The following is a 25,475-nucleotide window of genomic DNA, read 5'->3' on the forward strand; positions in this document are numbered from 1 at the left end:
AAATTTCCCGGGGGTTTGGGGGGCTGGCCCCCATTAATCCACGATTTGCGCCGTCTCTACCACAGCATGCATCAGCACATCCGCGCCAGCGGTGGCCCATTCCTTCGATATCTCTTCGGCCTCATTGTGACTCAACCCGTCCACGCAGGGGCACATCACCATGGCCGTGGGGGCGACACGGTTGATCCAGCAGGCGTCGTGGCCCGCGCCCGAGATCAGGTCGCGGTGCGAATAGCCCAGCCGTTCGGCGGCGTTGCGGATGGCAGTGACGCAGCCCTCGTCGAAGGTCACGGGGTCGAAGCCGCCAGCGACTTCGAATTCGACGCCGAGCCCCATGTCATCGCAGATCTTTTGTGTCGCTTCCTTCATCTGGCTGACCATTTCGTTGATGGTGTCCAGATCGGGCGAGCGGAAATCGACGGTAAAGACTGCCTTGCCGGGGATCACGTTGCGCGAGTTGGGGTAGATATCGATATGGCCTGCAGCACCCACCGCGTGTGGCCCGTGTGCCAGCGCGATTTCCTCGACCTTTTCCAGAACCCGCGCCATGCCGAGGCCGGCGTTCTTGCGCATCGGCATCGGCGTCGATCCGGTATGGCTGTCCTTGCCGGTGATCGTAACCTGGGTCCAGCTCAGGCCCTGACCGTGGGTGACGACGCCGATATCCTTGCCTTCGGCCTCCAGGATCGGGCCCTGTTCAATGTGCAGCTCGAAAAACGCGTGCATCTTGCGGGCGCCTACCGGTTCGTCGCCTTTCCAGCCGATCCGCTCCAGCTCCGCGCCGAAACTCTTGCCCTCTGCATCCTCGCGGGCCTTGGCCCAGTCTTCGGTATGGACCCCGGCAAAGACGCCCGAGGCGAGCATGGCGGGGGCGAAACGCGTGCCCTCTTCGTTGGTCCAGTTGGTCACGACGATCGGATGGCGCGTCTTGATGTCCAGATCATTCAGCGTGCGGATCAACTCCAGCCCGGCCAGAACGCCCAGAACGCCATCATATTTGCCGCCCGTCGGTTGCGTGTCGAGGTGGCTGCCCACATAGACCGGCAGCGCGTCGGGGTCGGTGCCTTCGCGGCGTGCGAACATGGTGCCCATCGTATCGACACCCATCGTCAGGCCCGCATCATCGCACCATTTCTGGAACAGCGCGCGCCCTTCGGCGTCCGCATCGGTGAGGGTCTGGCGGTTGTTGCCACCTGCCACACCGGGACCGATCTTGGCCATTTCCATCAGGCTGTCCCACAGCCGATCGCCATTGATCCTAAGATTCTCACCGGGTGCGGGCATGCCCCTACCTCCTTGCTGTCTTCGTCGCGTTATCGCCAAATTGGCCGTATGCTTTTTTACCAATTGGTAAAGATACGATTGCGGAGCAGCCCCAGAGTGTCAAGAATAGTCTTGGGGAACAGCAGGCTTCTGGCTAGGTTGAACCTTGCGGCCCATATTTTGGTCGTTTCCGGGGCCCGTAGCCCGCGCAAGAGCCGGGGAGGCGCAGATCATGCAGCATATTCCGGGCGATGCAGCGCCCACAGAGGATATCACGATGAGCCGCATTCAACTGCGCAATCGTGGGCGGATTCTGGATGCCGCGCTGGAAGTCTTCTCGAAACATGGGTTTCGCGGGGCCACACTTGATCAGATCGCGGACGAAGCGGGATTGAGCAAGCCCAATATCCTCTACTACTTTGAGGGCAAGGAAGATATCCACGTCACGCTGCTGGACCAGTTGATGGATCGCTGGCTGGCGCCGCTGCGGGAGGTCGACCCCGAGGGCGATCCGCTGGAAGAGTTGATGCGCTATGTGCATCGCAAGCTGGAGATGAGCCAGGAGTTCCCGCGCGAAAGCCGCTTGTTCGCCAATGAGATATTGCAAGGCGCGCCGCGTATCGGTCCGCACCTGAAGCGCGATCTGCATCCACTGGTCGAACGGACTGCGGCACTGATCCAGCGTTGGATCGATGCCGGTGCGCTGGCACCGGTGGATCCGCGTCACCTGATCTTTTCGATCTGGGCCACCACCCAGCATTACGCGGATTTCGAGGCGCAGGTGGGGGTGCTGATGGACAGCACGGAGGTGCATTCAGGCGCGCGCGCGCATCTCGATGCGTTGTTCCGAAGGATGCTGACGCCTTAACCCCGTGCTAAACACGATCGGTGCGGGCGGCCTGGATGCAGAATATGACCCGTATCACGGATGCCGATTTTTGGCTCGACCAGATGTTCGCAGCGCGCGCTGCGCAATCGGGTGGCGTGCTGCGCAGATCGCGCGCATGGATTGAACGGGAAGTCGGCTATGGCCGGGTTGAGCTGGAAGTGCGACGGCGCGGCTTTCACATGATCGAAGCCGCAGATCGGCTCATCGTGATCTGTCACAATGAACTGATCCGCATTCTATTCTAAGAAAATTCGTGAATTTTCTTTGCTCAAGATTTTTCGCGAAAAGTCTCAGGTGCTACTCGGCGGCGCAACTGCCGGGGTTGTTCGGGTGCGTGGTCCAGTTGGCATAGTCTTTCTCCACCACTTTCCCGGTGCGCGGATCGGTGGTGCCGGGGGCCATCTGCTGCATCGTGATGCACCCTTCAACGGGGCAGACATTGACGCAGAGGTTGCAGGCCACGCATTCTTCGTCGATCACTTCGAAAACACGGTTTTCCGACATAGAGATCGCTTGGTGTGAGGTGTCCTCGCAGGCCGCATAGCACCGCCCGCAATTGATGCATGCATCCTGGTCGATCACTGCCTTGGCAATGTAATTGAGATTCAGATCCTGCCAGTTGACCACGTTGGGCACCGCGCGCCCCACGATCTCGGACGTGCTTTGCATGCCTTTCTCATCCATCCACTGGCTGAGGCCCGAAATCATCTCTTGCACGATCTTGAACCCGTAGGTCATCGCAGCGGTGCAGACCTGTACGTTGCCCGCCCCCAGCGTCATGAATTCCGCCGCGTCGCGCCAGGTAGTGACCCCGCCGATGCCGCTGATCGGCAAGCCGCGTGTTGCCGGATCGCGGGCAATCTCGGCCACCATGTTCAGCGCGATGGGTTTGACCGCCGGGCCGCAATAGCCGCCATGCGCGCCCTGACCGTCAATCGTCGGTTCGGGCGAGAACAGATCAAGATCCACGGAGGTGATCGAGTTGATCGTGTTGATCAGCGAAACCGCATCCGCGCCGCCTTCCTTGGCGGCCTGCGCCGGCTTGCGGATATCGGTGATGTTGGGTGTCAGCTTGACGATCACGGGCAGGTCGCTGTGTTTCTTGCACCAATGCGCGACCTGGCCGACATATTCGGGCACCTGGCCCACGGCGCTGCCCATGCCGCGTTCGCTCATCCCGTGCGGGCAGCCGAAGTTCAACTCAACCCCGTCGCAGCCGGTATCCTCGACCCGGTGCAGGATCTCTTTCCAGGCATCTTCGTTCACCGGCACCATGAGCGACGCGATGATCGCGCGGTCGGGATAGTCGCGTTTGACGCGCTTCATTTCTTCCAGGTTCACTTCCAGCGGCCGGTCGGTGATCAGCTCGATATTGTTGAGCCCCAGCAGCCGCCGGTCCGCGCCCCAGATCGCGCCGTAGCGCGGCCCGTTCACGTTGACGACCGGCGGGCCGGCCTCGCCAAGCGTTTTCCACACCACGCCGCCCCAGCCTGCTTCGAACGCCCGGCGTACGTTGTATTCCTTGTCCGTTGGCGGCGCGGAAGCCAGCCAGAACGGGTTTGGAGATTTGATTCCGATGAAGGTACTGGTCAGATCGGCCATTGTCTTGCTCCCTTGCGTACTGCGTAGGGCGGGCTTCAGCCCGCCGCTTCCGTCAGGCTGGCATGAATATCCATTGCCGCGTCGCGCCCCTCGGCAACGGCCGTGACTGTCAGGTCCTCGCCGCCCGTGGCGCAATCGCCGCCTGCCCAGACGCCCGCCACGCTGGTGCGGCCCGCCTCGTTCACGGCGATCTTGCCTCCCTCTAGGGCCGGCAGGTCGGTGCCCTGCAATGTTTGACCGATGGCCTTGAACACCTGATCGGCCGCCAGGCGGAAGGTCTGGCCAGTGGGGGACAGGTCGTCATCGGTGTATTCGAACTCGATCTCGCGCACCGCGCCATTGCCGATCACCGCGCGCGGGCTGGCATTGGTGATGATTCGCACACCCTTGGAGGCGGCCAGGTCCTGCTCGAACGCGCTGGCGTTCATCCGTTCGCGGCCCCGCCGGTAAACCAGACTGACATTGAGCGCGCCCAGAAGCTTGGCCTGCACGGCGGCATCCACCGCGGTCATGCCACCGCCGATCACCACCACATCGCGGCCCACGGGGACGTTTGCCACGTCGCTGGCCTGCCGCAGGTCAGAGATGAAATCGACCGCATCTTGCAGGCCGCCCTTGTCCTCGCCCTCCAGCCCCAGCGCGTTCACACCGCCCAGACCGATCCCGAGAAACACCGCGTCATGGCTTTCGCGCAGGGCATCGAGTGTGAGATCGCGGCCCAGTGCCTTGCCGGTCTCGACGGTGATGCCACCAATCTGCAAGAGCCAGTCCACTTCGCGCGCGGCGAAACCATCGACCGTCTTGTAGGTCGCGATGCCGTATTCGTTCAGCCCGCCCGGCTTGGGGCGCGCATCGTATAGCGTGATGTCATGGCCATGCATCGCCAGGCGGTGTGCACAGGACAGGCCCGCAGGGCCCGCGCCAACCACGGCCACGGATTTACCGGTGGCGGCTGCGCGGGTGAACGGGTGCACGCCCTCTTCCATCAGCGTGTCGGTGGCGTAGCGTTGCAACTGACCGATCAGGACCGGTTTGCCTTCGGCCACCTCGCGCACGCAGACCTCTTCGCAGAGTGTCTCGGTGGGGCAGACCCGGGCGCACATGCCGCCCATGATGTTCTGGCTGAAGATGGTCCGGGCTGCCGCCTCTGGCGTGCCGGTGGCGATCTGGCGGATGAACAGCGGAATGTCGATATCGGTGGGGCATGCCGTGATGCAGGGTGCGTCATGGCAGAAATAGCACCGATCGGCGGCCACCAGCGCTTCGTGATCGTCGAGCCGCGGATGCAGATCCGAGAAGTTTTCGGCGTAGTCCTCGGGCGTCAGACGCCCCGAAACGATTCCGGGGGTAAGGGCGTTATCTGTCACGGGAGTGATCCTCTGGCTACTGGATAATGTCGAATCAGTATCTCACAGAAAAATATTTTATCAATTGGTAAAATTTTGAGAGGCCAAAATCCTTGCCTCGCATTGGCGAGTTTACGCAACGAAAACGAGTGCGCTCACGGATATTTCGCACAGGCTGTGGTTGCGCTCGCGAGCCGGGATGTCTAATCGACGGGTGAGCCGCCATGGCCAAGCTATTGTTGCTTTTATATTTTTCTTCCTGGAGTTCCCCTATGTCCCGATTCCCCATCGTTGCCGCTTTGATGGCGGCAGCGCTCACCACCAGTGCCTGCTCCACCGTTACCCGTGGCAATTCAGAAGACGTCGTCTTCACCTCGGAGCCCAACGGCGCGCATATGACGACATCCATGGGGGTGGGCTGCACCACTCCTTGTACTATCGACATCAAGCGCAAGAAGGCCTTTACGGCCGTGTTCCAGCATGGGCGTGAGACGCGCACGATCAATGTCGCAAGCAAGCTCGGTGGTGCGGGCGTAGCGACAGGGGCGGCCAATGTTATCGCTGGCGGGATCATTGGTGTTGCCGTTGACGCCTCGACCGGGGCGACGTTGGATCACCTGCCGAATCCTGTGCATGCTGATTTCACTCAGCCAAAGTCACAGGCACAGGCCATTGCCGAGGCACATGCCAAGGCGGTTGTCCAAGCCAAGGCCAAGGCGACTGTGGAAGCAAAAAAGGCGACAAATCCGGGCCAACACCCCACAAGTTAAGCGCTCTCCGCATCACCTGCCGCACTTCGGCAGGTGATGTCCCGACCGCCAGAGAGTTCAGCGCTGCTTTTCGTGCTCAAACCGCTGTTGCGCGACAGCCTCATTGGCGGCGGCCTTGTTGTGATCGGCAAGGGCGGCTTCGACGAAGCCCAGATGTGCCTCGACCGCAGCGCGGGCCGCGGCAGGATCGCGGGCCTGAAGTGCGGCGTTGATCGCGCGGTGCTGGTCCAGCAGCATGGCGCGGGTGCTGTGCTGGCGGAACATGATCTGACGGTTGTAGAAAACTCCCTCGCGCAGCAACTGGAACATCGAGCGCATCATGTGCAGCATGATCACGTTGTGGCTCGCCTCGATGATCGACAGGTGAAATTCGGCATCCAGCCGCGCCTCGTCCTGCGCATCAGGCCGCAGATGGGCGCGCTCCATCTTGTCCATCAGGGTCTGGATGATCTTCAGATCAGTGTCCGAGGCGCGCCGCGCCGCGCGCTCGGCGGCCAGCCCCTCCAGATCGCGGCGAAAGGCGATGTAGTCGAATACCGCCTCGTCATGCTCGGCAAAAAGACGGATCAAGGCATCCGAGAAAGCATTTCCCAGAACATCCGCGACGAATATGCCCGCACCGGCGCGGGTGGTCAGCAACCCTTTGGCCGACAGGGCCGCCACCGCCCCGCGCAACGAGGGGCGCGACACCCCCAGACGTTCGGCCAGTTCGCGTTCGGGCGGCAGACGTTCGCCGGGGCGCAGGATGCCGCGCAGGATCAGTTGTTCGATCTGCCGGGTCACGGCAGTCGACAGTTTTTCCGGGATTACGGGTCGAAAGGGCATCAGGGCGCTCGCGTGAATTGGTCAGATCATATGACCGGATTGCATGACGGGCAAGCGCGCTGCGTCCCGTGCAAGGGCTCAGCCGCTGGTCCAGCGATCCCCTTGATAGGGCAGAAAGGCCTCGACCGCCGCCGTGGCGATCACCAGCGTTTCGCCGGTCTCGGGGTTGGTGACGTTCTGCCCGCCCTTGACCGCGCGCACCGTGGCGCGCTCGCGCGGCAGACCTTCGGCCAGTGCATCGGTATCAAGCTTGGCCGGATCCTGAACCCCGACCGTCACCGCGACCCGCATCTGGCCCGGCTCCAGCCCGGTGCTGCCAAAGATCGGCAGGGTGGAATGGCGGATCGCATCCTCGATCGCGCGGCGGGCGGCCTTTTGGTAATCCATGCCGTGCAGATCGTTGCCCATGCCCATTTCGATGATGAAACGCTGGTCGGTCATGGGCGGCGCTCCATGTCAAAGCTGACGGAAATGGCGGCATTGGCGATCACCGTGGGCGCGCCGTCCGGGCGCGGGATGTCGAGCCCGCCAAAGCCGCAGGTGATGCTGATCTGGCCGTAGGGAAACACATCGGCCAGCGCGGCGGTATCGACGCGCTCGGGCTGCTGAACGGCGATTTCGACATCGATCAGCATCGCCTCCTTGGGCTGGCCGAAAAGCTCTGCCATGTTGATCGAATTGTGCCACAGCGCGTCTTGAAGGGCGCGCCGCGCGGCTTGGGTATAGTCCTGTCGCCGTAGCGAGGTGCCCATGCCGAATTCAGTCAAAACGCGGTGTCTTGGCATTTGATTGGTCCTAAAGCTTGGGGCTCTGCCCCCGACGTTGTTGTCTCGGCCAGAAGATGCGCGGGCCGGGGCTCAGAACTCCACCCCGATCTGGGCCTTGATGCCGGATCGGAACGGGTGCTTGATCAGCTCCATCTCGGTGACCAGATCTGCGATCTCGATCAACTCCTCCTTGGCATTGCGCCCGGTGAGGACGACATGATTCATCTCGGGTTTTTCCGTGCTGAGGAATGTCACCACGTCATTGATGTCGATGTAGTCGTAGCGCAGCGCAATGTTGATCTCGTCCAGCAGCACCATGGTATTGGCCGGGTCGCGGATCAGTTCCTTGGCCTTGTCCCACGCGGCCTGCGCCATCTCGGTGTCACGGGTCTTGTCCTGTGTCTCCCAGGTGAAACCTTCGCCCATGGTGTGAAAGGCGCAGATATCCGAGAACTTGGACAGGATCATGTCCCGTTCGCCGGTGCTCATTCCGCCCTTGATGAACTGCACCACGGCGCATTGCATGTCATGGGCGATGCAGCGGAAAATCATCCCGAACGCGGCCGAGGATTTGCCCTTGCCCTTGCCGGTATGCACGATGATCAAGCCCTTCTTGTCGGTCTTGGTCGCCATGATCTTGTCGCGTGCGGCCTTCTTCTTGGCCATTTTTATTGCGTGGCGGTCGGCATCTTCGCTCATGTCTGGCACCCCTTGATTGTTCGGCGCGAGCATAGGGCGCGCGGCGGGCAAGGTGCAAGCGGTGGAGGGCGCAACCATTTGTTAACCAAGGCCGGGCGATGGTGCGTGGATGATCAGGTTTGGCCCCTTGGCGTTGGCAATGTTGCTGGCGGCGTGCGACACGCCCGCGCTCGAATTTCACGGAGTTCCCCCGGTGCGCGTGAAGGTCGGGCAAAGCCTCTTTGACGTGCGCATGACCGAAAGCCGCGCCGAGGCGATCCGGGTCAATTCCGAATGGGCGCCGCGACTGGCCGCCACAGCGCCGCGTGGCGTGGCTGCGATCGAGGCCGCGTCGGGCTGCAAGGTGCGCAGGTTGCGCGGCGATCAGGTGATAATGACCGCCGATCTTGATTGTGGTGGCACGCTTCGGCCGTTGCCGGAGCCCGCGCCGCAATATCTTGATTGCGGGCTGCTCGATCTGGAGGATGCCCATGCTGATCTGATTTGCGTGCCGGTCTACTGAGACAGGCCGCGCCCGGGCATCAGGGCGCAGGGGCCCCCGTGCGCAGGGCGTCGATCCGGGCGCGCGCCGAATTGGAGCGTGGTGCCCACAGCCCCCGGTCAATTGCCTCTTGCAGCCTCTCAGCGATCTCGCGCAGGGCAGGGGGGTTATGCTGTTCGATGAAGGTACGCGTGTCCGGGTCTTCCAGAAACGCGGCTTCGACCAGATCGAAATGGTGGCCCTTGACCGCCCCCGTGGTCGCCGCGAAGGCAAACATGTAATCGACCGTCGCGGCGATCTCGAACGCACCCTTGTAGCCGTGGCGCTTGACGCCTTCGATCCATTTGGGATTGACCACGCGGGACCGTATGACGCGGCCGATCTCGTCTTCCAGCGTGCGGATCAGCGGGCGTTCGGGGCGGGAATGGTCGTTGTGATAGATCGGGCGGTCGCGGCCCTGAAGCGTGCTGACCGCGGCCGCGGCCCCCCCTTCGAACTGGTAGTAGTCGTCGCTGTCCAGAAGGTCGTGTTCGCGGTTGTCCTGATTCTGCACGATGGCGTCCGCCTGGCTGAGCCGCGCCTCGAATCCCGCACGATCGGCGGCCCCCTCGCTGCCTGCGCCGTAGGCGTAGCTGCCCCAGGTAAGGTAGGCGTCCGCCAGATCGGATTTTTCCGCCCAGAGCCGTTCGTCGATCATCGCCTGCAGGCCCGCCCCGTAAGCGCCGGGCTTGGAGCCGTAGACGCGGGTCCGTGTCTCGCCGTTTTGCGCGCGCGCCGCGGCAGGGTTCAGGTCTGCGGGTTCATCCAGTGCCTGCACCGCACGGGCGGCGCTGTCCACCAGCGCGATGAGTTGCGGAAAGGCGTCGCGGAAAAACCCCGAGATGCGCAGGGTGACATCGACCCGCGGGCGGCCCAGAACCCCTTGGGGGAGGATGTCGAACCCGGTCACGCGGCGGTTGGCGGCGTCCCATGTGGGCTTGACCCCCATCAGAGCCAGCGCCTGTGCGATATCATCGCCACCGGTGCGCATGTTGGCGGTGCCCCAGGCGGTGATCAGCAGGCTGCGCGGCCAGTCGCCATGGGTTTGCAGGTGTTTCTCGATCAGCAGGTTGGCCGATTTCCACCCCAGCGCCCAGGCAGTGGGGGTGGGCACGGCGCGGCTGTCAACCGAGTAGAAATTGCGCCCGGTGGGAAGGGTGTCCAGACGTCCGCGTGTGGGGGCGCCGGATGGCGCCGGGGCGACGAACTGCCCGGCAAGGGCGGTGAGAAGGCCCGCTCCTTCGTCCGGCCCGCAGGCGGCGAGGGTGGGGCGGATGCGCGTTTCGATCTCGTGCAGGACGGCGGTCGCTTGCGGGCTAGGGCCCGCGTCGCCCCACCCGCCGTCCCGCAATAGCTGTTGCGCCAGCAGCTCCAGCCGTTCCACCGTGTCACCGTTGCTGCGCCAGGGATCGGTTGAAAGCGCTTGCAGGGCTTTTGGTTTCTCGGTTGCAGGGGCGGCCATGTCGCAATCCAGCGGATCGAAGTCGAGCCCCGCATCCGCCGCCAGCGCCCGGATCAGCGAGGCATCGCCACCCTTGGCCTGCCCGCGCGGCACCCGTGCCAGCGCGATGGCGAGGTCGATCTCTTGCTGCCCGGTCGGGGATTGGCCAAAGATATGCAGCCCGTCGCGGATCTGTGCCTCTTTCAATTCGCACAGATACGCGTCGAGCTTAGCCAGATCGCCATCTTCGTCAGCGCCGGTAAAGCCCACGTCCTTGTCCAGGCCGGTGGCCGCACTCAGCGACAGGATCTCGCGCCGCAGATGTGCGATGCGCCGCGGATCGACGCCTGCCGCCTCGTAATATTCATCCACCAGCGCTTCGAGGTCGCGCAGCGGGCCGTAGGTTTCAGCACGGGTCAGCGGCGGGGTCAGGTGATCGACGATCACCGCCTGCGCGCGCCGCTTGGCCTGAGTGCCTTCGCCGGGGTCGTTGACGATGAAGGGATAGACATGCGGCATCGGCCCCAGCACCGCTTCGGGCCAGCATTCCGCGCTCAGCGCCAGCGCCTTGCCCGGCAGCCATTCCAGATTGCCGTGCTTGCCCATATGCACGATGGCCTGCGCGCCGTAGGCGTGCCGCAGCCAGAAATAGAACGCCAGGTAGTGATGTGGCGGCACAAGGTCGGGCGAATGATAGGTATCGGTCGGGTCGATGTTGTAGCCGCGCGCAGGCTGGAGGCCGACAACGGCGTTGCCGTAGCGCAGGATCGACAGCTTGAACCCCGCTGTGGCGGTTGCCGTGGCGTTCTGAGCCACGAAGAAAGGATCGTCTTCGGGCGCGCCCCAGCGGTCGGTGATCTGCTGCTTGAGCGCCCATGGGAGCGCGTCGTAATGGCTGCGGTAGATATCGAGCGGCAGGGTCTCGCCGCCCTCTCTGTCCGCGCGGTCGGTCAGCCAGTTGGTCGGCCCGGCCATGATCGCCTGCATCAGCACGTCACTGTCTTCGGGCGCGTCTTCGATCCGGTAGCCCGCCTGCTGCAACAGGCCGAGCACATGAACTGTCGCCGCAGGTGTATCAAGGCCGACACCGTTGGCCAGCCGCCCGTCCTTGTTGGGATAGTTGGCAAGCACCAGCGCGACCTTGCGCTCTGGCGCGGGCGTGGTGCGTAGCCGCGCCCAGTTCGCGGCGAGCTGCGCGACGAAGGCGATGCGGTCGCCTTGCGCGCGATAGGCGGCGATGGGGCATTCGGTGGCCTCGTCAAAGAAGGCTTCGCCCTTGAAGCTGACCGCGCGGCTCAGGATGCGGCCATCGACCTCGGGCAGGGCCACGTTCATCGCGATATCGCGCCCCGACAGGCCGTTCAGGCCGGTGGCCCACGCCTCTTCTGATGAGCCGGCCAGCACGACCTGAAACACCGGTGCGGCATTTGCCGCCGCCATCGTCAGCGGGTTGCGCGGGCTGTCATCTCCGTCATGCGGTGAGCCGACGGCGAAGGCGGTGCAGTTCAGGATCACCGCAGGTGGTGCTTCGGCAAAGAGATGTTCCAGCGTGGCGACCGAAACGGGATCCTTGAGAGAGGCGACGAAGACGGGTAGCGGGTTCAAACCCTCGCGCAAAAGCGATTTGACCAGACGGTTGATCGGATTGAGGCCCGCGCCCTGAACCAGCGCCCGGTAAAAGACCAGCGGAACGACCGGCGCACCATCCGTCCAGGCCGCGCGCGCGGCATCCAGATCCGAAAGGCCTGCACCGGGCCAGTAGACCCCGGCGCGCAGCAGCGGCGCGGGGGCCGGGGGCGGCGCGCCGCCATCCAGCATCATCTGCGTGTAGTGCAGGAAATTCTGCGAATTTTCCGGACCGCCCTCGACCAGGTAGGACCAGAGCGCGTCGTAATCGCGGTCGGGCACGGTCGAGAGACTGCGCAATTCGCCATCGGGTTTGTCATCGCCGGGCAGCAGCGCAAGTGGCACGCCAGCCGCGTGCAGCCGTGCCGCGTATTGTTCGGTGCCGTAGCGCCAGTAGCCGGTGCCGCCAAGGACGCGGGCGACCACCAGCCGTGATTTGGCGGCGCAATTGTCGATATGCAGATCGACCGACATCGGGTGCTGCAAATGCGTGAGGTTTGCCAGCCGCAGGGTGGGGGGCGCGTCCATTTCTCCCCGCGCCGCACTCAGGGCGGCCAGTTCGGTGTCGGCAGCCGAGATCACCACCAGATCGGCGGGACTCTGGCCCAGATCGACCGGTTCCTTGCCGTCGTCGATGGCGCCGGGAGTGGCGGCGAGCAAATGCATCAGTCAAGCCGTTTCTGCATGAAGTAGGAGGCATCATTGGGCACGTAGTCGCCAAAGCGATCACATTCGGTAAAACCGTGCCGCTCATAGAGGCGGACCGCCTCGGCCAGTCTCTGCGCGGTTTCGAGCTTCAGTACCGGCAGCTTGGCGGCGCGGGCGTGATCCTCGATCGCGCGCATCAGCGCCGCGCCGACGCCTTTGCCGCGTGCGGCGGGACTGGTGAACATGGATTTCAATTCGCCATAGGTGCCCTTGTCCACCAGGGCCGCAGTGCCGAGAATTTCCGCGCCCTCGCGTGCGATCAGGAAATGTACCTCGGGCGCGCAAAGGGCTTCGAAACCGAGAAAATAGTTTTCTTCGGGCGTGAACAGCGTGGTCATCAGGGCGTGGCTCTGCTCCAGCAGGGCGCGGGGGCCTGGGTCCAGTGGGTGGCCGGGTTCAACGATCAGCATGGCGTCAGGCACAGAGAGCTGTTTCGATGGCCGCCCGGTCAAGGCCGGACTGGCCGATCACCACCAGACGCGTCTGCCGGGGGGCATTGCCGAAGGGCTGGTCGAAATACGTATCAACGCGCGGTCCGACCGCCTGCAACGTCAGGCGCATCGGTTTGCCAGTGACGGCGGCAAAGCCCTTGAGGCGCAGGATGTCATGGGCGCGGATCACATCCGCCACCTGTGCTGCGAACTGCGCCGGGTCGCTGATCTCGGGGCGGGTGACGACAAAGCTCTCGAACTCGTCGTGGCCATGGCTGTGTTCGTGGTTCTCATCATGGTGATCGTCGTCATGATCATCGTCATCATGGTGATGATGGTGGTAGACCTCGTGACGCGCATCGAGATCGGCCTCGGCGCCGATCCCCTGGCCCAGCAGCACATCGACCGGCAGCGCACCCATGGTGGATTTGACCACCTGCACGCCGTCGCGGGCCGCGCCGCGCAGGCGGGCGACCAGCGCATCGGCCTCATCCGCGCACAGCAGATCGGCCTTGTTGACGACGATCATGTCCGCGCAGGCGATCTGATCCTCGAACAGCTCGGACAGGGGCGTCTCATGGTCAAGGTTTTCGTCAAGCTTGCGCTGGGCGTCGACGGCGGCGGTGTTATGGGCGAACCGGCCCTCGCTGACTGCCTTGCCATCCACCACGGTGACGACACCATCGACGGTGACTCGGGTCGAAATCTCGGGCCAGTTGAAGGCGCGCACCAGCGGCTGCGGCAGCGCCAGACCAGAGGTTTCGATCACGATGTGATCGGGGGCGTTCTCGCGGTCCAGCAGCTTTTGCATGGTGGGGATGAAATCATCCGCGACGGTGCAGCAGATGCAGCCGTTGCTCAGCTCCATGATATCGTCCTCGCTGCAGGTCTCGTCGCCGCAGCCCTTGAGCAGGTCGCCATCGACCCCAAGATCGCCGAACTCGTTGATAATCAGCGCGATTCGGCGGCCCTTGGCATGTTCCAACAGGTGGCGGATCAGCGTGGTCTTGCCGGCGCCGAGAAAACCGGTAACGACTGTGGCGGGAATTTTTGCGTGCATGGGATGGCTCCTCAGAGGGGCTTGCGCGGGTTTGGGGGATCGCCTAGGCCGGATTCCGCAAGGGAGGCGGCGATGACGCACCGGATCGTGATCTGTTCTACGTGCGACGGCGCGGATGGCAAGGCGTTTGCCGCTGCGGTGCGCGATGCGCTGGCGGCGGCGGGGCTGGAATATGACGTGGGCGATTGGGACTGCATGTCCAACTGCGCGCGCCCGCTCAGCGTGGCGTTCCGGGCCACGGGCAAGGCGACGTATCTGTTTGGCGATGTGGTGCCGGCAACCGATCTGGCAGACCTGACCGCTTTTGCCCGCATGTATGCCGCCAGCCCCGATGGCTGGATCGAGGATGCGCGCGGCGCCGGGCGGTTGCGCCATTGCCTTGTGGGGCGGGTGCCTGCCTGAGCGGTCATTCGATTGTAATCTGCGTTGTCGCCTCGATCGGCGTGCCATTGATCGCCAATTGACCGTGCGTGTTGGCATTGAGCGTGACGCGAATTTCGTGGGTGCCTTTGGGCAGGGCCTGAAGATGCACATAGGGGCTGTAGGCCCGCGGCTGTTTCACACCGTCCACATAGACATGCGCGTGGCCTTGGCCCGGAACATGATCGCCGTTCACGTTTTGCGGCGCAAAGGTGAAATTGCTGACCATGATGTGCAGGTTGCGGCTCTGCGGTCCGTCGGGAAGGACATGCAGCATCAGGCTGGGCAGGGGGGCTTCGGCTTCGACCAACTGGTCGTGCATGTCATGGCCCGCCATCCCGTCACCGTGGTCATGCGCGGCGTGATCGTGGGCAGCGTCCGTGCCGTGGTCGTGCCCCACCAGTTCCGCACCAGTTGTGGCGGCCAGCAAAAACCCGAACCCGGTGCCGAAAAACAGGCCGATGATCGCGAACATGAGGGTTTTGGGCATGGCGCTCTCCGTCGTGGATATGCCCCGACCATGCGGCCGGTCGGGGCGGTTGGCTCAGGCGTCAGCGTTTTCGCGCTGCCAAAAATAGCCGCACAGGCCCCCCAGCACCACCCATGTGGCAAAGCCGAACCCCAGCGCGCGCGCGGCAAAGAGCGCGGCGATCTCTGGCGGGACCGGGCCGGTAAAGCTGTCGGGATGCGGAGCGCCGATGATATGCGGTGCGACCAGCAGGGCAATCGCAGCGCCCCAGGCGACCGGAGTGCGACCAAAGGCAATAAGCGCCAGCGCGATGCCGGTTGCCGCCGCCGTGCCCCACCACCAGATCTGGCGCGCGAATACATCCGCCGCTGCCACGCCCGGCACTTCGGGCGGTAGCGAAAAGGCCGGTGCGAAATGCCAGGTGACAAAGCCCGCGATGCCCCAGATCAGGCCGGTGCGCGCATTGATCTGCGCGCCGCGATCCGCCGCAAGGCTCATCGCTGCGACGAGAATGAACGCATAGCCCACATAGGTCAGCGCCATGAACAACACCGACAGCCCGCTGCGCATGACATCAAAGCCGCCAAGGTCGGGATGCGCGCTGACCGGATCGGCGCCGAAATGCACCAGCTTGCCACCCTCGTAGAGCTCGGCATGCAGCAGCACAGGCTGCACGAAAACGATCTGCAACAAGGCCGCAATCAGCCCCGCGCAGAAACCAGCGAACAGCGCGCTGGTCACGATTTTTGAAAACATTAATTAAAGTCCCATGACGAACTGAGGCAGCTGGCGCGCGGCAAGACCACCGCGCGGCTCAGACGTTGTATCGCAGCGTCCATTGCATCTGTCGCCAGATGCAATGGATTCTGATCTCAGTGGCAGGGAAAGCCGGTAGCGTGGCGCACATCATGGGCCGCGTCATGCAGCGCCGATGCCTGAACGTGACCCGAAATCATGATGATTCCCAAGCCAAGACCCAGCGCCATGATGGCGGGCAGCAGGGCAGATTTTGCGGTGGATTGAACCAGTGCAGTCATGTTGTCGTCTCCTTCTCGCCTCTCACCCGAGGCGCGTTTGAACCAAGCTAGGGCTGGTCTCCTGGCTCACGGGTCATCACCTTACTGCCGCCTTCCCGGACCGAAATCGGCCCAGTGGCATGTGGCAGGGGCTCACCGCTGACAGTCGCGGGGGCGGCTGAAGACTGGGTGCCCTGCATGGGTCCACCGTCACTTCATTCCCAATTCATCCCCAGGCGCTTTGCGCCCTTGGGGAACCTTAGCTTCTTCGGTATGACCCGCCGCCCGCAATGCGTCAAGAACGATTCCGGCATATCGGGCGCGCGGCGCGTCACGGATCAGCGGGCGTAGCGCTCGGCCGTCAGCCCGTCAAAGGAGATTTCCGGTGTCTTGCCCAGCACCACATCGGCCACTGCCCGCCCCGAGCCGCAGGCCATTGTCCAGCCCAGCGTTCCGTGCCCGGTATTGAGGAAGAGGTTGCTGTATTTCGACGGCCCAAGAACCGGCGTTCCGTCAGGGGTCATTGGCCGCAGGCCGGTCCAGCCTTCGGCTTGGGTGATGTCCCCGCCGCGCGGAAAGAGATCGCTGATCACGTGTTTCACGGTGTCGGTCGCATGCGGGCCCAGACGGTTGGAATAGCCCGCAATCTCGGCCGTGCCAGCCACGCGGATACGGTCCCCCAGACGGGTGATCGCGACCTTGTGGGTCTCGTCCATGATGGTGGATTGCGGTGCATAGGCGTCATCTGTCACCGGCAGCGTCACCGAATAGCCTTTGACCGGATAGACCGGCAGCCTGATCCCGATCGGATTCAGCACGTTCACCGCATAGCTGCCCATGGCGCACACATAGGCATCCCCGGTGATCCGCCCGGCGATCTCGGTATCCACGCCCGCGACTTTTCCATCCTCGATGGCGATCGACCTGATCGGTTGCCCGTACTGAAACGAGACCCCCATCTCGACGCATTTCTTGGTCAGCGCGATGGTAAAGAGCCGACAGTCGCCGGTGCGATCGGCGCTCAGTCGTAGGCCGCCCACGAACTTGTCCTTCACCTCGGCCAGGGCGGGTTCTGCGGCGATGCAGCCATCGCGGTCCAGCACCTCGTAGGGCGAATCATATTCTGCAAGGATGTCCTGGTCTGCCTTAGACGCCTTCACCTGCTTTTGGGTGCGGAACAACTGCAACGTTCCCTGCTCGCGCCCGTCATATTCGATGCCGGTCTCGGCGATCAGGTCGGGCATCACGTCGCGCGAATAGCTGGAGACACGCACCATGCGCCCCTTGTTGGTGCGATAGCTGGCATCGTTGCAGTTGCGGACCATCTGCACGCACCATTTCCACATGGTCGGGCTGATCAGCGGCCATATGAAGAGCGGGCGGCGCTTCATGAACATCCACTTCACGGCCTTCATCGGAATGCCCGGCGCGGCCCAGGGCGATGTCATGCCATAGCTTAGCTGTCCGGCATTGGCATAGCTGGTCTCCAGCCCCGGCCCGTCCTGGCGATCCAGCACGACAACCTCGGCACCCTGCTTGGCCAGATAATACGCTGTGGTCACGCCAATGACGCCTGCGCCCATAACGATGATTTTCATCTATGACGGTCTCCTTTAGGTGTTGCCCATAGCATGCGCATATCGCCGCGCAACCACAAGCATGTGGCGCTGCCCGGCGCGACAATTCGGCGCTTTCCGAGGCCTTCTCGGGACGGTAAATGCGGCGCTCGGTGCCGAACTGGCGCGGCAGGGAGCGACCCGGTAGCGATATCCAGCGGTAGGCGGCCTGATTTGCGCAATATCTTGTGGATAAGTGGCGCGAAATGGCCATATCGTGGGGTTTGCCGTTGACATGCCTGCGGGTGGATCGCCACATTAAGCGCCAATCCTGATGTAACCTAGGGGCGCCCGAAGACGGGCTGGCAGCCGAATTGCGCTTTTCGAAACTCAGACTGACGGGCTTCAAGAGCTTCGTTGACCCCACCGACCTGGTCATCGCCGATGGGCGGACGGGTATCGTGGGGCCGAACGGCTGCGGCAAATCCAACCTGCTGGAGGCGCTGCGCTGGGTGATGGGCGAGAATCGCCCGACCGCGATGCGCGGCGGGGGCATGGAGGACGTGATCTTTGCCGGTGCCGCTTCGCGCCCGGCGCGCAACTTTGCCGAGGTCACGATCCATATCGACAACATGGACCGGCTCGCCCCGGCGGGGTTCAACGATTCCGATCACATCGAGATCACCCGCCGCATCACCCGCGACGTGGGTAGCGCCTATCAGGTCAACGGCAAGGATGTGCGCGCGCGGGATGTGCAGATGCTCTTTGCCGATGCGTCCACCGGTGCGCATTCGCCCGCGCTGGTGCGGCAGGGGCAGATCTCCGAGCTGATCAACGCCAAGCCGAAATCGCGCCGCCGCATCCTCGAAGAGGCGGCAGGTATCTCGGGCCTTTACCAGCGGCGTCACGAGGCCGAACTGAAGCTGCGCGGCGCCGAGACCAACCTGACCCGCGTCGATGACGTGATCGAACAGTTGGCCGCGCAATTGGCACAACTGGCGCGGCAGGCGCGGCAGGCCGCCCGGTATCGCGCCATCGGTGAAGAGTTGCGCCAGGCCGAGGGGATGTTGCTCTATCGTCGCTGGAAAGAGGCGGACGAAGCGCTGGCGGCAGCACAGGCCGAGTTGCGCGAACGGACGACCGCCACCTCTCGCGCCGAAAGCGCGGCCCGCGAGGCAGCCAAGGCGCGTGCCGCAGCCGATGATGCACTGCCCGCCCTGCGCGAGGAAGAGGCGATTGCCGCCGCCGTGCTGCAACGGCTCGAAGTGCAACGCGGCGCGCTCGACGATCAGGAGAAAGCCGCCCGTGCCCGCATCGACACGCTCACCTCGCGGATCGAGCAACTGGCCCGGGATATCGACCGCGAAAGCGGCCTCAACCGCGACGCGGGCGAAACCATCGAGCGGCTCGAATGGGAAGCGCGCGAACTGGCCCGCGCCAGCGAAGGTCACGACGAACGGCTGGAGGCCGCCGCTGAGGAAGCGCGGGATGCCGCCGCCATCTTGCAAGAGCGCGAAAGCGATCTCAGCGCCCTGACCGAGGATGTGGCCCGCCTTGCCGCGCGCCACCAGTCGGCGCAGCGCCTGTTGTCGGACAGTCAAACTTTGCTGGCCCGCAGCGAGGCCGAGGCCGAGCGCGCCCGCGCCGCCGCCGCCACCCAGCGCGAGGCGCTGGAGCACGCTGGCGCCGAGCACGCAGCCGCAGGCGCCGCCGAAGCCGCAGCGATGCAGGCCGCCGAGGCGGCAGAAGCTGCGCTGATCGCCGCCGATGAGGCCCGCGCCGAAACCCAGGCGCGCGAGGCCGATGCCCGCGCCGAGCGGTCCGAGGCCGAGGGCGAGGTGAACGCGCTCAGTGCCGAAGTGTCAGCACTGGCCCGGCTGGTGGATCGCGACACCGGCGATGGTGGTCAGATCCTCGACCGGCTTCAGGTCGAACCGGGTTTCGAAAAGGCGCTGGGTGCTGCCCTGTCGGATGATCTGCGCGCCCCCGAGGTGGACGACAGCGGCCCTTCGGGCTGGGCGGTCCTACCCGATTACGAGACGCCGCAGCCGCTGCCGGGCGGGGTCACACCGCTGTCGCGTCACGTCACGGCACCCGGCGTGCTGGCGCGCAGGATGGGGCAGATCGGCCTGATCGAGGCCGAGGATGGCCCGCATCTTCAGCCGGATTTGCGGCCCGGTCAGCGGCTGGTGTCGCTGGCGGGCGATCTCTGGCGCTGGGACGGGTTCCGCGCCTGGGCCGAGGATGCCCCGACCGCTGCCGCCCTCCGGCTGGAGCAGCTCAATCGGCTGGAAGAACTGAAACAACTGCTGGAACATGCCACGGCCCGTGCCGACGGCGCGCGCGGTGCCCACGAATTGCTGGGCGCGCAACTGGCCCAACGCACCCAGGCAGACAAGGACGCGCGCGCCGCCCGCCGCGCCGCCGATACGGCCGTGAACGAGGCAAACCGCGCCCTCAGCCGGGCCGAGGCCGACCGCAATCTGGCGGCGTCCAAGCTCGAAGCGCTGGGGCTGGCGGTGACTCGCCATGAAGAAGAGGCGATGGCCGCCCGCAAGCAACGCGCCGAGGCCGAAAAGGGGCTGGCGGATCTGGGCGATCTGGACGCGATGCGCGCCCGCGTCGAGGATTTCAAGATGACGGTCGAAGCCGCGCGCATCACCATGATATCGCGCCGCTCCGCCCATGACGAATTGCGCCGCGAGGGCGAAGCGCGTCTGCGCCGCACGCAGGAAGTGGCCAAGGAAACCAGCGGCTGGAAGCACCGGCTGGAAACTGCGGAAAAGCGCAGCACCGAACTGGCCGAGCGTAAGGTGGCCGCCGAGGCGGAACTGAGCGAAGCGATGGCCGTGCCAGCGCAGATCGCCGAAAGCCGGGCCGAGATGGCGGGCAATATCAGCACCGCAAGTGCGCGCCGCGCCGCCGCCGCCGATGCGCTTTCGGCGGGCGAATCCGCCGCCCGCGCTGCCAGCCTTGCCGAACGCGACGCCGAGCGCGCGGCCTCCGAGGCGCGCGAGGCCCGCGCCCGCGCCGAGGCCCGCACCGATGCCGCCCGTGAGGCGCGCGCCGCCGCCACCGCCCGGATCGAAGAGGACCAGCAATGCACGCCCGAGGCGCTGCTGGAAACGCTGGATGCAGACCCCGACAACATGCGCGCGTCGGACACGCTTGAGGCCGATGTGAATCGGCTCAAGCGCCAGCGCGATTCGCTGGGCGCGGTCAACCTGCGCGCAGAGGAAGACGCCAAGGAAGTCGAGGAAGAGCACAGCACGCTGGTGGCCGAAAAGATCGATCTCGAAGAGGCGATCAAGGCGCTGCGCGGTGGCATCGCCGGGCTCAACCGCGAGGGCCGCGAACGTTTGCTGACGGCATTCGAACAGGTCAACAGCAACTTTTCGCTGCTGTACAAGCATCTGTTTGGCGGCGGCGAGGCCAATCTGGTGCTGGTCGAGAGCGACGATCCGCTTGATGCCGGGCTGGAAATCATGTGCCAGCCACCGGGCAAGAAGCTCAGCGTGCTCAGCCTGCTGTCGGGGGGCGAACAGACCCTGACCGCGCTGGCGCTGATCTTTGCCGTGTTCCTTGCCAACCCCGCACCGATCTGCGTGCTCGACGAGGTCGATGCACCGCTGGATGATGCCAACGTGGCGCGATTCTGCGATATGCTGGACGAGATGTGCCGCCGGACCGAAACCCGGTTCCTGACCATCACCCACAACGCCGTGACAATGAGCCGGATGGACCGGCTCTTTGGCGTTACGATGGCCGAACAGGGCGTCTCGCAACTGGTGTCTGTGGACCTGCGCAAGGCTGCGGCGATGGTTGCCTGACACTGCTAGATTGCGCGCGACCGGCGGCACCGCCAATTAGAGATCCTGCTAAGCCGGCGCCGCGTAGCCTCACGTCTGGGGCAAGGCCGCCGTCATCGAATTCAGTCATGCGGGATGCAATACTCATTCCTCCCTGCGACGCCATCTTGCCCGGCGGGTTTGCTGCGTTGGCGGGGCGCCCCCCGCGTCAGATGTCCCGCCGCGCCATGTCGGCCAGGCGGCAATGCGGGGCAGTGTGTCCGGGCCCTGCTCGATCTGCGCCACGGGGGGCCGGAGCGCTGGCCGGGGGCTTTCGGGTTGCGAGGCACAGAGCTGCGGGCACAGGGGCTCGGGCGCGTCCTGCCTGCCACGCTGGCCGATCACGATTGCCAGCAGGATGATCGCCGCGCCGGGCAGCAGGCCGGGGCCGGGGGCCTCGCCCAGCAGCACCATCGCAAACACGATCGCGGCCAGCGGCGAGAAGGACGTGGCCAGTGAGACATCCTCGGCCCGCGCATGTTTCAGTGCCAGCGTCCAGATCAGTTGCCCCGCGACGATAACCACCCCGGCATAAAGCCAGACCCAGCTCCACAATACCGGCGACAGAATGTCCTGAAACGGCGCGCTGCCGCGCAACCACACCGTCAGCAGCACGTAGATGGCGGTGCCGATCACTGTGCGGAAGGTTGAAAAGATGCCGACCGGCACAGCGCGCAGGCCGGTGCGCGTGACCAGCGTCGAGGCAATGAACGACAGCGTGGCGGCAACCGTGGCGACCTCGCCCTTGCCAAAGGTGAACCCGCCCTGATGGCCCGCCCCGATGATCAGGGCTGCCCCGCCAAGTGCCACCAGCCCGGCCAGCAACGCGTAGGGGTTCAGCCGTTCCTTGAGGAAAACCCAGGTGGCCAGCAGAAAGAGCGGCGGCTCGATCCGGCCGATCAGCACCACGTTGGTGACGCTCGTATGCTCCAGCGCATAAAAGAACAGGCCCGGCGTCAGCGCCGATGACAGCACCGCCGACAGCAACAGGATGCGCCAGTCGTGCCGGGTCAGACGGCGCAGGTTGGCGCGGGTCAGATCACGCCGGTAAAGCAGTGCGATGGGGGCCAGCGAAATGATCGACCCGAGCACCAGCAGGTTCGCATAAGTGATGGCATTGCGCCCACCGGGCAGCGTGTTGGCCGCGCCGATCTCGACCAGCAGTGCGACGATCGAGTTCGAGGCGGCATAGATCAACACTGCGCCCCAGGCCAGCAGCGCGCCGAAGGCGGCGGGCGACAGGCGCACGCCAAATGCGCGGGCAGGGGCAGCGGGGGCAAGCGGCCCAATCTGGATTGCATCGCGCATCGATCTCTCTTTCCGGTTCGCGCTTGCGGCAGGACTGCCGTTTCAAGCGTGGTGCTCAGAGATACGGATGGGGCGTGCGGAAAGTTTCAAATGAGGCGGTAATGCAGGATCACGTTGCCGTGAAAGGCCCCGGCACCGCGATTTCTGCAATGCCGGGGTGTCTGCCGCGCAGGCCGCGCGGCAGGTCAGGGTCACGGGCCGAAATCAAAGCCTTGAGAGCAGCGCAGTCGTCGGCCAGGCATCGGCGGGCAGGCCAAGCTTTTGTTGCGCATCCTGAACGGCGGCGCGTGTCCCGGCGCCCAGAATGCCGTCGATCTTGCCCACGCTGTAGCCGCGCGCGGCCAGCTTGCGTTGCAACTCTTTCATCTGCGCACTGCTCAGCCCCCGCTCGGGGTTGCCATGGGTCATCACCGGCGCGCCTTCCAGCCGGTTGGCAAAATAGGCGGCGGTCAGAACATAGGTATAGCTCTGATTCCATTCGAAATAGACCCTGAAATTCGGATAGGCGAGGAAGGCTGGCCCCTTGCGCCCCTGCGGCAGAAGGATGCTGGCAGGCAGGTTTCCTGCGATCTTGCCGTGGCGTGGCTTTACGCCCATCGCGGCCCATTCCGAGGCGCGTTTGGTGGTGCGCAACCCGGTCTGTGACCAATCCAGATTTGCCGGAACCGCGACCTCCTGCAGCCACGGCTCGCCCTTGCGCCAGCCCAGGCTGGACAGCATCTTGCCCCCTGACATCAGCGCATCCGGGGCCGACGTCTTGAGCGACACATGACCGTCGCCGTCGCCATCTACGCCATTTTCCAGAATGTCGCGGGGCAGCATCTGCACCATGCCGATCTCGCCCGCCCAGGCACCGGTGGTGCGGCGCGGATCGAAATCGCCCTTTTCAAAGAGCTCCAGCGCCGCAAAGACCTGCGGCCGGAACAGATGCGGCCGGCGGCAGTCATGCGCCAGCGTGACCAGCGCATTCAGCGTGTTGAAATCGCCCTGGAAGCCGCCAAAATCCGTCTCGAACGCCCAGAATGCCAGCAAGACACCGCGACTGACGCCGTATTGCTGCTCGATCCGGCGGAAAACGCTGTTGTATTGCTTGGCCTTGGCGCGGCCCGTGTTCAGTCGGTTCGAGCTGATAAGGCGCTGGGCAAATTCGATAAAGGGCTTCTGAAACACGCCTTGCGCGCGGTCCGCGTTCAGCACCTTGCGGTCCTGCCGCACCGCGCCAAAGAACTGCTTCACCGTCCCGGCATCATGCCCGCGCGCGACGGCCTCGCTTGCCATGGAGTTCACGAAGCCGCTGAAAGAGCCGCCGCAGGGCGTGGCGGCCAGCGCGGGTGCGGCGGCGCCGATGAGAAGAGCGGTGGAAAGACATTTGAAAAAACGCATTGGGGCCTCGTCATATAGTGTACGAGAGGCAGCCTAGAGGGTTTCGCGCTACATTTGAATCAAAGAAAAAGGCAAAACCGGAAAACACCTTACGGGCGTGCGGTGGCCTGCCTCTTTGGGATCGCGCAGCGTCAGCGCCCCATATGCAGAAAACGCCTCAGCCCAGCAGCGCGCCAACCAGTGCCAGCGCCAGCACCGCGCCCCAGATCCGCCAGAGCAGCCCGGTCGCTGCGTCGATCTCTGTCGGACCAACCTGCCGCGCCCCGTGCGGATGGACATAAGGGTAATCGCGCAGCACCCCGTCATAGGATCGCGGACCGGCCAGTGCCACGCCCAGCGCCCGCGCCAGCGCCGCCTCGGGCCAGCCTGCATTGGGCGAACGGTGCCGCCGCGCATCTGCCGCGATCTGCGCCCATGCCGCCATCCCGCCGCTAAGCGCCGCGATCAACAAGGCAGTCAGCCGCGCGGGAACCCAGTTCAGCACATCATCCAGCCGCGCCGCCGCCCAGCCGAATTCGCGATACCGCTCGGTGCGGTGGCCGATCATGCTGTCGGCAGTGTTGACCATCTTGTAAAGGACGATGCCCGGCACCCCCGCGACCAGGAACCAGAAGATCGGGGCGATCACCCCATCGCTGAAATTCTCTGCCGCCGATTCGATGGCGGCGCGGCTGACATCCTCGCGCCCCATCTGCGCCGTATCACGCCCGACAATCTGGCCCACGGCGCGCCGCCCATCGCCCAGCGACACGCGCAGGCCGTCGGCAACGGCACCGACATGATCCATCAGCGAGCGTTGCGCCACCAGAACAGCAACCACCAAAGCGCTGACGATCCCGCCCGGTGCGCCCAGCACCAGACCGACAACCACGGCACCGGCGCACAGCACCGCCAGCGCCGCGATCCCCTTTGCGCGGCGCGCGGCGCCAGTGTTGCAGGTCCGGTCAAGCGTTGCGATGGCGCGCCCCATCAGGACCGCCGGATGCGGCACCCTCGACCACAGCCAGCGCGGCTCGCCCAGTGCGGCGTCAAGCGCGAGCGCGAGGAAAAGGCAGGCAAAGACGCTCATCGGTCAGGCGTCGTCGGCATTCGGCAGGGGCGGGTGGCGGGTCACGAAATGCCCCTTTACCCCTTGCGGCCATTCACGGAACGGCACGCGGCCGGTGTCGCTGTTCGCGTGCATTTCGGCATAGTCCACGATGGCGGCGGCCGCGTCGCTGTCGGGCAGGAAATCTCCCAGCGTATAGGCCAGCTTGCCATTCGCCTGAATGGCAACGTTGCACCCGTGCTTGCACCCCATCAGGCAGGACACGCGCCGGGTCCGCACAGTGCGCCCGCGTGCGGCTTTCTCCACGAGTTCCGCCAGATCCTCACCATGCGGCCGCTGATGGGTCGCCTCGCTCCAGTCATCGCGCTTGCAGGTGTCGCAGATCGTGATCCAGGTGGTCATGGGCGCAGTGTCCTGATTGTCATCGGTGCCGTCGGTTTCGCGCCCATCAAGCGGATTTCTGCCACGGGTACAACCCCT

At 64.6% G+C, this 25,475-nt stretch carries 24 protein-coding genes and 1 riboswitch; of the genes, 6 read left to right on the top strand and 18 right to left on the bottom strand.

The window, feature by feature from the left end; all coding sequences use genetic code 11:
• Positions 1-33: 33 nt before the first annotated feature.
• Positions 34-1,284, bottom strand: coding sequence for a Zn-dependent hydrolase (locus tag O3306_RS13235; RefSeq protein ID WP_272008091.1), 1,251 nt, complete (start codon positions 1,282-1,284; stop codon positions 34-36).
• Positions 1,285-1,495: 211 nt separating this feature from the next.
• On the opposite strand from O3306_RS13235, the gene O3306_RS13240 reads away from it, so the two are divergent.
• Positions 1,496-2,131 (top strand): TetR family transcriptional regulator C-terminal domain-containing protein, encoded by a 636-nt coding sequence (locus tag O3306_RS13240; protein ID WP_272008093.1) that lies wholly within the window; start codon positions 1,496-1,498, stop codon positions 2,129-2,131.
• Positions 2,132-2,175: 44 nt separating this feature from the next.
• Positions 2,176-2,397, top strand: coding sequence for an N-(5'-phosphoribosyl)anthranilate isomerase (locus O3306_RS13245; protein ID WP_272008095.1), 222 nt, complete (start codon positions 2,176-2,178; stop codon positions 2,395-2,397).
• Positions 2,398-2,449: 52 nt separating this feature from the next.
• Here the strand turns inward: O3306_RS13245 and preA are convergent, their stop codons facing one another.
• A complete protein-coding gene (gene preA / locus O3306_RS13250) occupies positions 2,450-3,754 on the bottom strand; it encodes an NAD-dependent dihydropyrimidine dehydrogenase subunit PreA (RefSeq protein WP_272008097.1) in 1,305 nt (434 codons plus the stop codon).
• Between the two features lie 35 nt (positions 3,755-3,789).
• Entirely contained in the window at positions 3,790-5,121 is a 1,332-nt protein-coding gene (locus tag O3306_RS13255; RefSeq protein ID WP_272008099.1) for an NAD(P)-dependent oxidoreductase, read from the bottom strand.
• Positions 5,122-5,324: 203 nt separating this feature from the next.
• Between O3306_RS13255 and O3306_RS13260 the strand changes: the two genes are divergently transcribed.
• Complete coding sequence (locus O3306_RS13260) at positions 5,325-5,870, top strand: hypothetical protein (RefSeq protein WP_272008101.1); 546 nt, start codon at positions 5,325-5,327, stop codon at positions 5,868-5,870.
• A gap of 57 nt (positions 5,871-5,927) precedes the next feature.
• On the opposite strand, the gene O3306_RS13265 is transcribed toward O3306_RS13260, so the two are convergent.
• From O3306_RS13265 to cobO, 4 genes are all read right to left on the bottom strand, one after another.
• The gene (locus O3306_RS13265; RefSeq protein ID WP_272008104.1) at positions 5,928-6,695 is read right to left on the bottom strand and encodes an FCD domain-containing protein; all 768 of its coding nucleotides are present in this window, start codon (positions 6,693-6,695) and stop codon (positions 5,928-5,930) included.
• Positions 6,696-6,773: 78 nt separating this feature from the next.
• On the bottom strand, positions 6,774-7,136 hold the full coding sequence (locus O3306_RS13270) for a Lin0512 family protein (protein ID WP_272008105.1): 363 nt from the start codon (positions 7,134-7,136) through the stop codon (positions 6,774-6,776).
• Positions 7,133-7,480: a Lin0512 family protein gene (locus tag O3306_RS13275; protein WP_272008107.1), complete on the bottom strand. Its 348-nt coding sequence runs from the start codon at positions 7,478-7,480 to the stop codon at positions 7,133-7,135. Before O3306_RS13275 ends, O3306_RS13270 begins: the two co-directional genes overlap by 4 nt.
• Positions 7,481-7,552: 72 nt before the next feature.
• Positions 7,553-8,161, bottom strand: coding sequence for a cob(I)yrinic acid a,c-diamide adenosyltransferase (gene cobO, locus O3306_RS13280; RefSeq protein ID WP_272008109.1), 609 nt, complete (start codon positions 8,159-8,161; stop codon positions 7,553-7,555).
• A 109-nt stretch (positions 8,162-8,270) separates the two neighbouring features.
• On the opposite strand from cobO, the gene O3306_RS13285 reads away from it, so the two are divergent.
• Positions 8,271-8,663 carry a hypothetical protein gene (locus O3306_RS13285; protein WP_272008111.1) on the top strand — a complete coding sequence of 131 codons (393 nt, stop codon included), beginning with the start codon at positions 8,271-8,273 and terminating at the stop codon, positions 8,661-8,663.
• Between the two features lie 19 nt (positions 8,664-8,682).
• Here the strand turns inward: O3306_RS13285 and cobN are convergent, their stop codons facing one another.
• Genes cobN through cobW form a run of 3 tightly spaced genes read right to left on the bottom strand, consistent with a single transcriptional unit; the run spans position 8,683 to position 13,947 of the window.
• Positions 8,683-12,414 (bottom strand): cobaltochelatase subunit CobN, encoded by a 3,732-nt coding sequence (gene cobN / locus O3306_RS13290; RefSeq protein ID WP_272008112.1) that lies wholly within the window; start codon positions 12,412-12,414, stop codon positions 8,683-8,685.
• The gene (locus O3306_RS13295; RefSeq protein ID WP_334312354.1) at positions 12,414-12,878 is read right to left on the bottom strand and encodes a GNAT family N-acetyltransferase; all 465 of its coding nucleotides are present in this window, start codon (positions 12,876-12,878) and stop codon (positions 12,414-12,416) included. Before O3306_RS13295 ends, cobN begins: the two co-directional genes overlap by 1 nt.
• The gene (gene cobW, locus O3306_RS13300) at positions 12,871-13,947 is read right to left on the bottom strand and encodes a cobalamin biosynthesis protein CobW (protein WP_272008114.1); all 1,077 of its coding nucleotides are present in this window, start codon (positions 13,945-13,947) and stop codon (positions 12,871-12,873) included. Before cobW ends, O3306_RS13295 begins: the two co-directional genes overlap by 8 nt.
• A gap of 72 nt (positions 13,948-14,019) precedes the next feature.
• On the opposite strand from cobW, the gene O3306_RS13305 reads away from it, so the two are divergent.
• The gene (locus O3306_RS13305; RefSeq protein WP_272008116.1) at positions 14,020-14,349 is read left to right on the top strand and encodes a DUF1636 domain-containing protein; all 330 of its coding nucleotides are present in this window, start codon (positions 14,020-14,022) and stop codon (positions 14,347-14,349) included.
• A gap of 4 nt (positions 14,350-14,353) precedes the next feature.
• On the opposite strand, the gene O3306_RS13310 is transcribed toward O3306_RS13305, so the two are convergent.
• The 4 genes from O3306_RS13310 to O3306_RS13325 all read right to left on the bottom strand — a co-directional run bounded on the left by O3306_RS13310 (position 14,354) and on the right by O3306_RS13325 (position 17,450).
• The gene (locus O3306_RS13310; protein ID WP_272008118.1) at positions 14,354-14,857 is read right to left on the bottom strand and encodes a hypothetical protein; all 504 of its coding nucleotides are present in this window, start codon (positions 14,855-14,857) and stop codon (positions 14,354-14,356) included.
• A 54-nt stretch (positions 14,858-14,911) separates the two neighbouring features.
• On the bottom strand, positions 14,912-15,592 hold the full coding sequence (locus O3306_RS13315; RefSeq protein WP_272008120.1) for a CbtA family protein: 681 nt from the start codon (positions 15,590-15,592) through the stop codon (positions 14,912-14,914).
• Between the two features lie 116 nt (positions 15,593-15,708).
• Entirely contained in the window at positions 15,709-15,873 is a 165-nt protein-coding gene (locus O3306_RS13320) for a CbtB domain-containing protein (protein ID WP_272008121.1), read from the bottom strand.
• A gap of 34 nt (positions 15,874-15,907) precedes the next feature.
• A riboswitch (cobalamin riboswitch) is annotated at positions 15,908-16,129 on the bottom strand.
• Positions 16,130-16,190: 61 nt separating this feature from the next.
• On the bottom strand, positions 16,191-17,450 hold the full coding sequence (locus O3306_RS13325) for a D-amino acid dehydrogenase (protein ID WP_272008122.1): 1,260 nt from the start codon (positions 17,448-17,450) through the stop codon (positions 16,191-16,193).
• A gap of 332 nt (positions 17,451-17,782) precedes the next feature.
• Between O3306_RS13325 and smc the strand changes: the two genes are divergently transcribed.
• Positions 17,783-21,238 carry a chromosome segregation protein SMC gene (gene smc / locus O3306_RS13330; RefSeq protein WP_272008124.1) on the top strand — a complete coding sequence of 1,152 codons (3,456 nt, stop codon included), beginning with the start codon at positions 17,783-17,785 and terminating at the stop codon, positions 21,236-21,238.
• Between the two features lie 123 nt (positions 21,239-21,361).
• On the opposite strand, the gene O3306_RS13335 is transcribed toward smc, so the two are convergent.
• The 4 genes from O3306_RS13335 to O3306_RS13350 form a co-directional block, all read right to left on the bottom strand.
• Positions 21,362-22,564 (bottom strand): DMT family transporter, encoded by a 1,203-nt coding sequence (locus tag O3306_RS13335; RefSeq protein ID WP_272008126.1) that lies wholly within the window; start codon positions 22,562-22,564, stop codon positions 21,362-21,364.
• 204 nt (positions 22,565-22,768) lie between these two features.
• Entirely contained in the window at positions 22,769-23,947 is a 1,179-nt protein-coding gene (locus O3306_RS13340; RefSeq protein ID WP_272008128.1) for a lytic murein transglycosylase, read from the bottom strand.
• A gap of 157 nt (positions 23,948-24,104) precedes the next feature.
• On the bottom strand, positions 24,105-25,016 hold the full coding sequence (cbiB, locus tag O3306_RS13345) for an adenosylcobinamide-phosphate synthase CbiB (RefSeq protein WP_272008130.1): 912 nt from the start codon (positions 25,014-25,016) through the stop codon (positions 24,105-24,107).
• Positions 25,017-25,019: 3 nt separating this feature from the next.
• The gene (locus O3306_RS13350; RefSeq protein WP_272008131.1) at positions 25,020-25,397 is read right to left on the bottom strand and encodes a DUF1636 domain-containing protein; all 378 of its coding nucleotides are present in this window, start codon (positions 25,395-25,397) and stop codon (positions 25,020-25,022) included.
• Positions 25,398-25,475: the final 78 nt, after the last annotated feature.

This window comes from Roseovarius sp. ZX-A-9 (assembly GCF_028369135.1).
In the GTDB taxonomy this organism is placed as follows: domain Bacteria; phylum Pseudomonadota; class Alphaproteobacteria; order Rhodobacterales; family Rhodobacteraceae; genus Roseovarius.